Here is a 12,595-nt window from a genome sequence, read left to right on the forward strand (position 1 = left end):
CCCTGGGCAGGCAAGGGTGTACCCGGATGCGGCCCGGCGTTCCACCCTGACCTCACGGCTCGTTGACGCGCGTGTGTGAGACGACTACACGAGGACCCAAGTGTCTCTCTTCACTCCCTCTGGCCCCTCCCTGAACCTGCCACCCGTCGTCTGGGTCGTGGACGACAGTCCCTTGGAGGTCGAGGCCATCCGCCGGGAGCTGGCCAGCGCCAACCGGGTAGAGGTGTTCTCGAACGGCGAGGCGCTCATCGAGGCGCTCCACCAGCGAGAGTTGCCGGATGTGATCGTCTTGGACTGGTACATGCCCGGCATGTCCGGCATCGAGGTGTGCCGCTACCTGCGGGGCAACCCGACGACGGCGATGCTCCCCATCCTCCTCATCACCGGGAACGCTCGCCCGGAGGACGTGGAGGAGGGACTGCTGGCGGGCGCCAATGACTACGTGCTCAAGCCGTTCCGCGCATCGGAGCTGCTGGCCCGAGTACACGCGCTCTCACGCTGGGAGTTGCAGCGCAAGCGGGCCATCGCGGACGAGCGGGCCCGGCGCCTGCGCGCGGAGGGGACGCTCTCCGAAGTCCAAGCCGCCGAGGAGCGAGCGCGCCGGAGCGAGCTGCGGTACCAGCTCGCCGCCCAGGCGACGCGGGACGTCATCTGGGAGTGGAACCCCTCCACGGGAGAGGTGCTCCACAGCCCCAGCTTCCGCACCTACTTCGGCTACAAGGCCGAGGAAGTCGGCAGCCACATCGAATGGTGGTGGGAGCGGATCCATCCCGAGGAGCGGGAGCGGATGATGACGACGATCCAAGAGGGCATCACGGGCACGGCCCAGGACTGGCTAGGGGAGTACCGCCTGCAGCACGCGAACGGCACCTGGGTCCACGTGGTGAACCGCTGCCAGATCGTCCGGGACGCGGAAGGACATGCCATCCAGGTGGTGGGGGCGCTCCAGGACGTCACCGAGCGCAAGCGGATGGAGGCGGAGGCCCAGGAGCGCGCCGACTTCGAGCGCCAGCTCATCGGCATGGTCAGCCACGATCTGCGCAACCCCTTGAACGCCATCCTCCTGGCGGCCACGGCGATCCTGAAGAGCGAGGAGCTCCAGGAGCGGCAGCGGCGCAACGTCGTCCGCGTCCTCACCTCCACGGAGCGCGCCACGCGGCTGATCCGGGATCTGCTGGACTTCACCCGGGCTCGCCAGGGCGGGGGGATTCCGCTGAACCGGCGGGAGACGAACCTGCACGAGGTGGTGAACACGGTGATGGAGGAGATGCAGGCCACCCACGTGGAACGGACCCTTCAGGTGGAGCACTCCGGGAATGGGACGGGCGAGTGGGATCCGGACCGGCTGGCCCAGGTCATCACCAACCTGGCGGGGAACGCGCTCCAGTACAGCGCTCCGGAGACACCCATCCGGGTGGCGACGCGGGGCGAGGTGGATGCGGTGGTGCTGGAGGTGCACAACCTGGGGGCGCCCATCGCTCCCGAGGTGCTGTCGCGAATCTTCGAGCCGATGGAGCGCGGCACCTCCACGCATACGGGCCAGTTGGGGCGGAGCATCGGCCTGGGGCTCTTCATCGTCCGGCACCTGGTGATGGCGCATGGGGGGCGGGTGAGCGTCCGCTCCGTGGTGGATGAGGGCACCACCTTCACCGTCCTGCTGCCTCGGAAGCCCTGAGCCGGAGCCGGGTGGGCTACGATCCGCCCGGTCATGCTCCGCTCTCCCTATCGCCCCAGGCCCCTCCACCTTGCCGCCCTGCTCGTCCCGCTGAGCCTGCTGCCGCTCGCCTGCAAACCCGAGCCTGAGCCCATTCCCATCCCGGATCCAGGGGAAGAGGACCCGGACGCCGTCTACGGACAGCGCCTCATCCACCGCCGCAAGGACACGGGGGACGAGGTGGTGCAGGACGCCACGGGGGTGCGCAGCACGCTGGCGGTGCTCATCCCCAGGGGAGAGAGCGTCGAGACGCAACCGTCCGTCCCCCGGCAGGACGAGGTTATCCAGTTCAACGATGTCCCCTTGGGGCCCTACTTCCTGAAGCGGGGCACGGACTGGTACATCCTCACCGAGCACCGCCAGCTCAACCTGGATGAGTACCTCCTGGGCCGCGCGGGTGTCGTCACCGTGCCTGAAGCCATTCCCCTCACCTTGAGCGTGGAGGGCCTGGCGCCCATGGACCCCTACCAGGACTTCGACCTCGTGGTCCCCAATGCGGGCGCCGCGGGGGTGATCCGCCTGAGCTCCACGCCGACGCCGGGCGGCACCTCGCTCACCGGCCAGGGGGCGGAGTACCGCTCGGCCTTCGGGCGTCAGGAGGTCATCGACAGCGCGCTCGGGGACCGCCTCTACATGCTGCAGAAGCTCCGGCGGTCGTCGGGGGACTTCAACTACTTCGCGGCGGCGCGGGCCCTGACGCTGACCGACGTGACCTTCCGCCCGGGTGACCCGAGCGCCCCGGTGAGCGGAACCTTCAGCGAGTTCCCCGCGCGGCAGCTCACCGTGGACTGGCGGCGCTCGAGCTTCGAGGCGCACCGGGCGGCGGTGCACCCACAAGCCGTGTCCCTGCCCGAGACCTCGGTGCGCCACAGCCTCATCGTGTCCCCGGCGGCGGGGGGGCTGTCGGAGGGCGTGGTGGGCTACGCCGGAGAGCTGATCTCTGGAAACATCCCAGCGTCCAGCCAGGACGTGACGCTCTCGCTCGAGTACATCAACCCCTACCCCTCCTCATGGGGAACGGTGGCGAGCGTGGTCCACCGCTACCAGGTTCCGGTGCGGGTGCCGCCGCAAGGGCCCTCGGGCACGCTGGGGGTGTCGCTGAAGGAGCAGGCTGAGCTGAGTGCGTTCACCTCGGGGCCCGTGCAGGCCCGCCTGTCGCCGCCCACCCAGCTCCAGGTGGATGGGGCCCATGCGCAGGAAGAGCGCGCGCTCACCTCGCTCACGCCCGTGTTCACCTGGGGGCCTCCTGCGCTCGGGACGGCGGACCTCTACGAGCTGCGCATCTTCCGGGTCTACGCCTCGCCGTCGTCGCCCGATGTGGCGCGCACGGAGACCGTGGCCACCTTCCTCACGGCACAGCGGCAGCTGCGTGTTCCTCCCGACGTGCTGCAGCCGCAGCAGGCCTACGCGGTGCGGATCGCCGCGATCCGGACGCCAGGACGGGATCTCACGCAGACGCCGTTCCGGGCGGACTCCCTGGTAGACACCTCGCTGGCGGAGGCGCTCACCAGCGTGCTCACCACGCCTTGAGGGAACGCATGCGCCTGCGTGGCTCCCGCGCGCTCCTCCTCTGAGGACGGGAGGTTGCTAGGTAGGTCCTGCTCGGTGGAGTAACCTGGGCCCCATGGCCATCGAGAAAGCGCTGCTGCTGATCGCGGATATCGGCGGCTACACCCGCTTCATGAAACAGCACCGCTTCAGCCTGGCGCACGCGCAGGACACCATCGCCCAGCTGCTCGAAGCGGTCATCGACGCTGCCAGCGGCCTCAAGCTCGCCAAGATCGAGGGAGACGCCGCCTTCTTCTATCTCGTGGGCGAGGACTTCAAGGCCATCCCCCGCAAGGTGTCGAACATCCGCCGCGCCTTCCTCTTGCGGAAGCAGCGGCTCGAGCTGGACCGGATGTGCAACTGTGACGGCTGCCTGCAGGTCCAAGGGTTGACGCTCAAGTTCGTCACCCACGCGGGAGAGATCGCCTTCCAGAGGGTGAAGCACCTCACCGAGCTGGCGGGCGTCGACGTCATCCTCGTGCACCGGATGCTGAAGAATGACGTCCCCGTCCGCGAGTACGTCTTGATGACCGACTCCGTGATCGAACAGCTCGAGCCAGAGCTGCGCCAGCGCAGCCGAGCCCTCGAGCATGACTTCGAGGGCATCGGCCGCACGGCGACGCACTACTTCGAGATGGATGACTTCGCCGCCTCCCCGCCGGTGTCTCTGGCTCCCAGCCTGCCGCGCAAGCTGTGGAACAAGGTGACGCTGGAGCTGCGCTCGCTGCCGTACCTGCTCGGGTTCAAGGAGCCCTGTCAGGACTTCCGCAATGTGGAGATCGTCGACGGGGCGGACGCCGCGAAGACGTGACCCCAGAAGCGGCCACCAGCGAACTCACCCCTCCCACGGGCTCGAACCTGGGCTGCTCGTGGTGGACCCGAGCGTATGACGTGTCATGCTGCGGCCGCGATGAGCGATACGAGCGGTCAGCCGGCCCGCAAGCTGATGATTGAGGTGCAAGACCTCCACAAGTCCTTCGGCGATCACCCCGTGCTGCGGGGCGTGAACCTCGAGGTGACCGAGGGCACCACCTGTGTGCTGATGGGCGTGTCGGGCTCGGGCAAGACGGTGCTGATGAAGCACCTGGTGGGCCTGCTGCAACCCGACCGCGGCTCGGTGCGCGTGGACGGCGAGGACCTGTCGAAACTGGGTGAGGCGGGAATGGATGCGCTGCGCCGCAAGCTGGGCATCCTGTTCCAGGCCAATGCCCTCTTCGACTCGCTCACCGTCTACGACAACGTGGCCTTCCCGCTGCGGGAGCGCACCCGGATGTCGGAGGACGAGATCCGCGAGGCCGTGAACAAGGCGCTGGCCGTGGTGAGCCTGTCGCACGCGTCCCAGAAGTTTCCGGGCGAGCTGTCGGGCGGCATGCAGAAGCGCGTGGGCTTCGCGCGGGCCGCCATCCTCCAGCCGAAGCTCCTCCTCTATGACGACCCGACGGCCGGCCTGGACCCGCTCACCACCGCCTCCGTCAACGAGGTCATCTTCACCGGCAAGCAGCAGCTGGGCGCCACCTCGCTCGTCATCACGCCGGACGTGGCCTCCGCGTTCCGCGTGGGCGACGTCCTCGCCCTCATGCATGAGGGCCGCGTGGTGGAAATGGGCCCGCCCGATCAATTCCGCCGCTCGGAGCACCCGGCGGTGAAGGCGTTCCTCCACACCTGGCTGCAGCGCCAAGCTCAGCGTGCCCGCTGAGACACAGTCCCGGGAGTGGATCGCCTGGCTCCCCGAGTGACTGCCTGGATTTGGATGCTCAGCCGAGGCAAGCTCACGCTGTGTTGAGACGATCCCGGCTCCCTCTCCCGCTGTTGGCCTCGGTGCTCCTGCACGCCGTGGCCCTGCTGGTGCTGTCGCGGGTCTGGTCCACCGAGAATGAGCCGCGAGTGCCAGCTCCGCAGCCCTTGGAGTTGGAGATCGTCTACGCACCCCAGGCGCAGCCGCCCGCCCAGGCAAGTGCCCCGCCCGCTCGCAAGGTGCCTCGCTCGCGGCAGCCAGCCCCCGTGGCTCCCATCCAGAAGGAGCCAGACTCTCCCGCGAGCAGCAGCGCCCCTGAACAGGTGGCGCAGAAGCCCGAGGCGCCGCCCCCTGCCGAGCAAGCTCCTTCCTTGGCAACGGACGCGCCCCGAGCCCCGCCCCGGCTGACGCTCCTCCCGCAGCACCTGCCGGGCGGCGTGCCCGTGGTGGAGGAGCCGCCCTCGCGAGGCCGGACCCTCCAGAACCGGCCAGAAGAGGTTCCGGATCCGCAGGTACTGGCGGAGTATCAGGCGGAGGAGGCCCGGGCCCGGATTCAAGGCATGGCCGAGGACACGCTCGCGACAGCGCGGGCGAATCGTGGGGTGACCCCTCCTTATTTCCGGCAGCTGCAGCGCTCCTTCGCGGAGCAGCTGGTGGACCCGCCGTCGCCCGATGTGGACGTGCTCGCCAAGCGGATGGTGCGCGACCAGATCGATGCCATCCAGCGCTTCGGCAAGACGGGCAGCCCCGTGGTCGCACCCGAGCAGCGGGATCACCGCCTCGAGCAGCAGAACCGGATCCAGGCAGCGGCCGAGGCAGGCCGCGCCACCAACATGTACATGGTGGACGTCACCGCTCCCGTGCTCGCGCTCGCTGCCGTGGTCGAGGTCTGGCAGGAACCCGACGGCAAGCTCCGCGGCCTCAAGTTGCTGATGAGCTCAGGCGACCCGACCTTCGACTCCTGGGCCGTCTCCCGGCTGCGCCATGCGTTCGCCACCGTGAGCGCCCCGCCGGACGCCGGGGTCGGTATCCACGACAGCGGCCTCCGGACCCGCTGGCGGCTGGAGGAGTACCTCGGCAACCCCCGGGTGCAGATCCACCTGATCGGCATCTACTGAGCCGCTGCTTCCGGATCGAACGCAGCTGCTTCCCTTCCGAACACGGCCTCTCGTGGCGCTCTCGCGCCGCTGCTGCAAATTCCGCAGTTCGTGCTGCGGCTCCCGCACTTCGAAATGCAGTCCCCGCAGTCCGCGCTGCGACTCCCGCATCTGCAGGGCGTGACGAAGAGTTGGACCGCGCCTTGCTCTAAGGGCTGGCATCCCGGCTTCGAGAGGAACCGGGTTCAACCCCTCCCTGAAAGAAGGCACGTCATGAAGAAGCATGCAGCGTCGACCCTCCGCGTCTCCTCTTCGCTCCTCGGCAATGGACTGCAGAAGTTCGGGCGAGGCCTCCTCGCGCTCGGCCTGCTCACGGCGGGGGCCTGCGCGCCCGAGTCCGAGGAAGCACTCCCAGAGAGCACGCTGGTGACGGGAACCCAGGCGCGCTTCCTGCGCTCGGAGAAAGCCGTGCCGGGTCAGTACATCGTCGTGCTGAAGAAGGCGGAGAAGAACTCTGAAGCACTGAGCGTCTCGAAGTCGACACGCTCGCTCGAGGCGCGCCACGGCGTGCGCGCGGAGAAGCTGTACGAGCACGCGCTGCACGGCTTCGTGATGCGCGGGAGCGAGAAGCAGGCCCTCGCGCTGGCCGAGGATCCGGACGTCGCCTACGTCGTCGAGGACAGCTGGGTGGAGGCCTCCACGACCCAGTCGAACGCCACCTGGGGACTGGATCGCATCAACCAGCGCTACCGTCCGCTGGACTCCACGTACACGTATACGGCCACCGGTAGCGGCGTGCATGCCTACGTCCTCGACACGGGCATCCGCTCCACGCACTCCCAGTTCGGAGGGCGCGTCTCGCTGGACTACACGTCCGTCAGCGACGGCAACGGGGCCAGTGACTGCCACGGCCACGGCACGCACGTGGCAGGCACCATCGGCGGCGCCACCTACGGCGTGGCCAAGAACGTGAGCCTGCACTCGGTGCGCGTGCTGGACTGCGACGGCTCGGGGACCTCGTCCGGCGTCATCGCGGGCGTGGACTGGGTGACGGCCAACCACATCAAGCCCGCCGTCGCCAACATGAGCCTGGGGGGCGGCGGGAACCAGGCGCTGGATGACGCGATCAACACCTCCATCAACGCGGGCGTCGTCTACGTGGTCGCCGCGGGCAACAACAACGCGGATGCGTGCAGCTACTCGCCCGCGCGAGTGGCCAACGCCCTCACGGTGGGCGCCAGCACCAGCAGCGACGTGCGGGCCTCCTACTCCAACTACGGCTCATGCCTGGATCTCTTCGCGCCCGGCTCGGACATCACCTCGGCGTACAAGAACAGCGACACGTCCACCGCGGTGATGAGCGGCACCTCCATGGCCAGCCCGCACGTGGCAGGCGCTGCGGCCCTGTACCTGCAGTTCAACCCCTCCTCCACCCCGAGCGCGGTGATGACCGCGCTCAAGAACTCCGCCTCCTCCGGCGGCGAGGTGACGGGGGTGGGCACGAACTCGCCCGCGCTGCTGCTCTTCACCGGCTGGACGGCAGCCAGTTCCAGCCTCGTCTCCATCCGCACCGGCGCGGGCTACTACTTCATCGCGAGCGGCGGTGGCGGGAGTGATGTGAACGCCGCATTCCAGGCCATTGGCACGCACGAGAAGTTCAACCTGATCGACGTGAACGGCGGCACGCTGGAGAACGGCGACACCGTGAACCTCCAGGCCTACCAGGGCCAGTACTTCGCCGCCGAGGGCAACGGTGGCAGCACGACGAAGGCCACGGTGTGGCAGGCTGGAGCCTGGGAGACGTTCCGCATGTGGAAGATCGGCGGCACGGGCACGACGATCAACAACGGGGACTCGTTCGCGCTGCAGTCCGGCAATGGCAACTACGTGGTGGCGGAGGGCAACGGCGGTGGCGACGTGAACTGCAACCGCACGGCCATCGGCCCCTGGGAGACGTTCACCCTGGTGAAGTAGTCCCCTGAACGCACAGCCTTGCGGAGAACGGCCGCGGGCCCGGCTCACACCGGGTCCGCGCGCCTGCGGCTTCCGCTCAGCAGCCCACGAAACCCTGGCAGTAGGGGACAACCCCCAACTCGTTCTGGATGGAGCCCAACGGGGCGAAGGCGAAGTTCCATGGGTCGGAGCCCGCGCCCCACATGAGACCCGTTAGCTGGGCGGTGTTTCCAGACAAGAAGTACACTGGCGAGCCGCTGTCTCCAGGCGCGCCATTCTGCTGCGAACTGGTCGCAATGTAGTTGCAAAAATAGGTGTGCGGGGTGCTCCCCGAGTTGACGGTGGCGCACGCCCACTGGATGGAGCCGCTCGTGGTGCCGCTCGTGCGGCCCGTCTTGTAGACAATCTGTCCCTGCGAGGGGTACAGCACCTTGCCAGGTACCTCTAGCCAGCTGGAGATGCCCAGGTTGAAAGCTCCGGGAGTCATCGCCACCAGTGGGCTGACGCTGGTGCTGGCACTGAAGAAGGCGCTGTCGCTGTAGCGGCAGATGCGCCCCGCTGGGCAGCTGCCGCCACTGGTATAGGAGGGATCGGTGATCTCCGTTCCGGCGTGGTTTGGGTAGACCGCCTGATAGGCGGGCGTGTACTCGACACCGCCCTGGGTCTGGGTGCAGTGCGAGTTGGTCACGAAGCCGAGCGTGCCGCCCTGGAGCGCGGCGAAGCCCAGCGTGCAGTAGCTGCCCGGTGTCTCGATCTGGAGCCCTCCGGTGATGGGCCGCCAGCCACCCTGCACGTTGGTGGGGAAGATCGGGCCCACCTCGACGATGTCGATGGCGTCACGCGCCACCCCCAGCCGCTCGATGGCCTTCTCGAGGCTCGGCTTCACCTCCGCGCGCTCGACGCCGATGGCGACGCGGTTCGACTTCTCATCTACGTCCGTGAGCACGACGCCCGCCTGGGACAGAACGTCAGGAGTGATGCGCTCCTGCAGCGCCTTGAGCTGGGCGAAGCTGCGCGCAGCTGGCTCCGTCACCATGCCTTCCGCCGGCAGCTTCTCTGGCCCGAACACTGCGGCGATGGCGCGCTGGGCTGCTGGCGCCGCGGAAGCGTGGACGAGGCGCACGACGAGGCGGCCCTTCTCGTCGTAGTACATCCCCCCGAAGCCGGGAACCGAGGCCTCGACCTGGAGCAGCGCGTCGTCCAGCGTCCGCTGCCGCAGCGGGCTGAAAGGCACATCCGTCCGCAGGTCCGCCGCACGGGAGACTGATACGACCGCTTCCTCCTGCTCGGGGGCTCCTTCACAGCCCACCAGCCACAGTGTGGCCCCGGCCGCCGCCACGCGCAGGATGCTCTGCTTCGACATAGGTGCTCTCTCCTGGAGAAACGAGTGATGCCCACAGCGCCAGCATTCAGAGGCTGAGCGGGGGGAGCACTTTACCACCCGTGTTGGCTCTTCCTGCCTGGGAGTACGCCAGCGCGAGCACTTGGTTGGATAGACGTCTATCGCGCGCAGCCACCCCGCAGCGCTCCATCGCGTGGGCCCTCTCCACGCAGTGGAGGACGTTCTCACGCCGTGGACTCGAACCACGGAACTTCCTGTGAGGAGCCCACGGCTGGCAGCAGCTCCAGCATGGAGAGCAGCCGCTGGATGTCGAGGGGCTTGTCCATGCAGGGGTTGCGCGCCGTGCTCAAGAAAGCGCGCGTCTCCTCCGTGAAGGCCCCGCCCGTCATGAAGATGACCCGCTGGGCCTGCTCCGGAGCCAGCCGCTCCAGTTCCTGGTGAAACTGGGAGCCGCTCATCTCCGGCATCATCAGATCGCAGAGGATGGCGTCAAAGCGATGGCCCGAGGTGACATGCGCCAGGGCATCCTGGGCCCGCTCGAACGTGATGACCTGGTGCCGAGTCCCCAGCAACCGCCCCAGGGCCTTGCCCACGGCCGCCTCGTCGTCGAGCACGAGCACTCCCAGCTTCTTGCGGGGCTCCCTCGGCTTCGACTCCTGCACGAGGTCCTGCTCCTGGGCCACGCGAAGCTGGATCCAGAACGTGCTGCCCTGGCCAGGCTCGCTGTCCACGCCGATGCCGCCGCTCATCTCGGTGACGAGGCGGCGGCAGATGGACAGCCCCAGCCCAGTGCCCACCCCCACCGGCTTCGTGGTGAAGAAGGGCTCGAAGATCCGCTCGCGCAGCTCCGGCGGAACGCCCGCCCCGGTGTCGTGGATCTCCACCCGCACCCACTCACCGACCCGCCGGGTCACCACCCGAATCTCATGCGCGTCCCTGTAGCCCTCGGGGATGGCGTGGGCCGCGTTGATGATGAGGTTGAGGAGGACCTGCCCCAGCCGCGCCTCGCTGCCGTGCGCGGAGGGAATCTCCCCGTAGTCCTTCACGAGCTGGGCCCGGTGGAAGAGCTGGTTGTGCGCCATGCGCAGCGCCGAGTCCAGCACCCGGTGCACATCCGTCGGGCCGAAGTTCTGCCCCTCGGGGCGGGAGAAGATCTTGATGTCCCGGATGATGTCCCGGATGAGCCCGGCGCACGAGAACGCCTCGCGCAGCGCCTGCTGCGTCTCCTGAGAGCCCCCCTCCGCCTCGACGTTGGACAGGCCGAACTCCAGGTTCATCATCACCGAGGCGAGCGGGTTGTTGAGCTCATGCGCCACGCTGGCGGCGAGCATGCCCAGCGAGGCCAGCCGATCCGACAGCATCAGCTGCTCCTGCATCGTGCGGCGCTCGGCGCGCAGCTCCGCCTCGCGAAGCTCGCGGGCCACGGCCGGGCCCAGCCGCCCCAGCCGATCCTTGAGCACGAAGTCATGGACGCCCGCCTTCATCGCGGCCACCGCCACGTCCTCGCCGATCTTCCCTGACACGATGAGGAACGGCACATCCAGCCCTCGCTGCCGCACCAGGGCGAACGCGCTCAGTCCGTCGAACTGCGGCAGCGCATAGTCCGCGATCACCGCGTCCCAGGTCCCAGCGCTCAGCGCGCGCTCCAGCCCCTCACGCGTCTCGACGCGGGAGTGCGAGACGTCGTAGCCGCTGCGCCGCAGCTCCCGCAGCAACAGGGTGGCATCGTCATCGGAGTCCTCCACGAGGAGCAACCGCAGAGGCTGAGCGCTCATCTCACACCTCGCATGGCTCGAGGGCTGACGCGAAGCGGAGCCTCAGTCATGGTTGGGCTCCCGGGGAGCTCGGGGGGCTGAGAGGTGAGGGAGCTCGTTCAGGGTGAAGAAGAAGCAGGCGCCCTGGCCCGGCTGGCCCTCGCCCCAGATGTGCCCGCTATGGCGGCGGATGATGCGCTGCACGGTCGCCAGCCCTACGCCGTTGCCCTCGAACTCCGCCTGCGAGTGCAGCCGCTGGAAGACTCCAAACAGCTTGTGCTGATAGGCCATGTCGAAGCCGGCGCCATTGTCCTTCACGAAGTAGGTGCGGCGCCCTTGCTCCTGCGTCACGCCGAACTCGATCTCTGCCACGGGGCGCTCGCGCGTGAACTTCCAGGCGTTGCCCAGCAGGTTCTCCAGCACGGAGCGCAGCAGCTGCGAGTCGCCCCGGTCCACCAGCCCCTCCTGCAGCGTGAGGTGCACGGTGCGCCCGGGGTACTGGACCTGGAGCTGCTCGGAGACGGCCTTCGCCAGGGCCGTCAGGTCGCACCGGGTGGAGACCAGCGGCGTGCGGTGGACCCGCGAGAGCGCCAGGATGCCGTCAATGAGCTCGGACATGCGCTGGGTCGAGCCGAGGATGCGCCGCAGATAGTCCTGGCCTGTCGCGTCCAGCTGGGCAGCGCAGTCGTCTGTCAGCGCTTCACTGAAGCTGGTGATGGCGCGCAGCGGAGCGCGCAGATCATGCGCCACGGAATAGGCAAAGGACTCCATCTCCCGGTTGGCGAACTCGAGCTGAGCGGTGCGCTCGGCGATGCGACGCTCGAACTCTTCGTTCGGATGGCTTGGCTTCTCGTCTTCGCTCCGGCCGGCCTCGTCCAGGCCCTTCACGAGCGACATGCCGCCAATGACCTGCCCCTGCTCATCACGCAGGGGGATGCCATTGCAGCGCACGCGCCTGCCCTCCGGCATGTTCCCGTTGCGGATGAACAGCTCCAGTTCCTGGACTTCCTCTCCCTTCAACGCTTGCCAGAGGGGCAGCTGTTCCATGCCGCTGGGGCCTACCAGTTGCTCGGCATCAGGACTGGAGTAGACGAGGGTACCCCTGGCATCGGCGATGACGAGCCCCTCGGAGAGGGCGGCCAGAGCCGAGTGAAGGAGCTGCCGGTGCCCGAGCTGGAGGAGCGCTCCTTCGAGTGGGTTGTGTTCGGGGTGTGGCATGACATTCCAAGGTGCAAAGTCGGTCCCCCAACATACGCGAGTCCTCGTACAACTGTCATGTGGTAGACGCTCCAGGCCCACCGGGACAGCGCGTCCGGCTCCGGGTGACTGCGCGTCATTCGCACGTGTCCGCCGCTGGAGCACCTCCTGCGCAAGAGGACTTTCATTTCTTGTCTGCTTCTTCTTTCGCATCAGCGCTGCACAGGAAATGAACTCCTGACGCTCTTTTCACAC

At 68.1% G+C, this 12,595-nt stretch carries 9 protein-coding genes; 6 read left to right on the plus strand and 3 right to left on the minus strand.

All coding sequences use genetic code 11. The features are described from left to right. Positions 1–100 precede the first annotated feature (100 nt). The 6 genes from DB31_RS01010 to DB31_RS01035 all read left to right on the plus strand — a co-directional run bounded on the left by DB31_RS01010 (position 101) and on the right by DB31_RS01035 (position 8,068). Positions 101–1,675 (plus strand): sensor histidine kinase, encoded by a 1,575-nt coding sequence (locus DB31_RS01010; protein ID WP_052419616.1) that lies wholly within the window; start codon positions 101–103, stop codon positions 1,673–1,675. A 33-nt stretch (positions 1,676–1,708) separates the two neighbouring features. Continuing rightward, on the plus strand, positions 1,709–3,244 hold the full coding sequence (locus tag DB31_RS01015; RefSeq protein WP_044180779.1) for a hypothetical protein: 1,536 nt from the start codon (positions 1,709–1,711) through the stop codon (positions 3,242–3,244). 94 nt (positions 3,245–3,338) lie between these two features. Beyond that, positions 3,339–4,073 (plus strand): DUF2652 domain-containing protein, encoded by a 735-nt coding sequence (locus DB31_RS01020; protein ID WP_044180780.1) that lies wholly within the window; start codon positions 3,339–3,341, stop codon positions 4,071–4,073. Positions 4,074–4,172: 99 nt separating this feature from the next. Further along, a complete protein-coding gene (locus tag DB31_RS01025; RefSeq protein ID WP_044180782.1) occupies positions 4,173–4,958 on the plus strand; it encodes an ABC transporter ATP-binding protein in 786 nt (261 codons plus the stop codon). Positions 4,959–5,038: 80 nt separating this feature from the next. Next, positions 5,039–6,115, plus strand: coding sequence for a ferrichrome ABC transporter substrate-binding protein (locus DB31_RS01030; RefSeq protein ID WP_240486462.1), 1,077 nt, complete (start codon positions 5,039–5,041; stop codon positions 6,113–6,115). Positions 6,116–6,367: 252 nt separating this feature from the next. After that, positions 6,368–8,068, plus strand: coding sequence for a S8 family serine peptidase (locus DB31_RS01035; protein ID WP_063769177.1), 1,701 nt, complete (start codon positions 6,368–6,370; stop codon positions 8,066–8,068). Between the two features lie 76 nt (positions 8,069–8,144). Here the strand turns inward: DB31_RS01035 and DB31_RS01040 are convergent, their stop codons facing one another. The 3 genes from DB31_RS01040 to DB31_RS01050 form a co-directional block, all read right to left on the minus strand. After that, positions 8,145–9,410 carry a chymotrypsin family serine protease gene (locus DB31_RS01040; protein WP_044180785.1) on the minus strand — a complete coding sequence of 422 codons (1,266 nt, stop codon included), beginning with the start codon at positions 9,408–9,410 and terminating at the stop codon, positions 8,145–8,147. Between the two features lie 203 nt (positions 9,411–9,613). Beyond that, positions 9,614–11,164 carry a response regulator gene (locus DB31_RS01045; protein ID WP_052419617.1) on the minus strand — a complete coding sequence of 517 codons (1,551 nt, stop codon included), beginning with the start codon at positions 11,162–11,164 and terminating at the stop codon, positions 9,614–9,616. 42 nt (positions 11,165–11,206) lie between these two features. Continuing rightward, on the minus strand, positions 11,207–12,361 hold the full coding sequence (locus tag DB31_RS01050) for an ATP-binding protein (RefSeq protein WP_052419618.1): 1,155 nt from the start codon (positions 12,359–12,361) through the stop codon (positions 11,207–11,209). Between the last annotated feature and the right edge of the window lie 234 nt (positions 12,362–12,595).

The organism is Hyalangium minutum (assembly GCF_000737315.1).
In the GTDB taxonomy this organism is placed as follows: domain Bacteria; phylum Myxococcota; class Myxococcia; order Myxococcales; family Myxococcaceae; genus Hyalangium; species Hyalangium minutum.

Coding starts and splice junctions, on each gene's coding strand:
- DB31_RS01040 (WP_044180785.1), bottom strand. CDS start 9,410: ATGTCGAAGCAGAGCATCCTGCGCGTGGCGGCGGCCGGGGCCACACTG.
- DB31_RS01020 (WP_044180780.1), top strand. CDS start 3,339: ATGGCCATCGAGAAAGCGCTGCTGCTGATCGCGGATATCGGCGGCTAC.
- DB31_RS01050 (WP_052419618.1), bottom strand. CDS start 12,361: ATGCCACACCCCGAACACAACCCACTCGAAGGAGCGCTCCTCCAGCTC.
- DB31_RS01035 (WP_063769177.1), top strand. CDS start 6,368: ATGAAGAAGCATGCAGCGTCGACCCTCCGCGTCTCCTCTTCGCTCCTC.
- DB31_RS01025 (WP_044180782.1), top strand. CDS start 4,173: ATGAGCGATACGAGCGGTCAGCCGGCCCGCAAGCTGATGATTGAGGTG.
- DB31_RS01045 (WP_052419617.1), bottom strand. CDS start 11,164: ATGAGCGCTCAGCCTCTGCGGTTGCTCCTCGTGGAGGACTCCGATGAC.
- DB31_RS01015 (WP_044180779.1), top strand. CDS start 1,709: ATGCTCCGCTCTCCCTATCGCCCCAGGCCCCTCCACCTTGCCGCCCTG.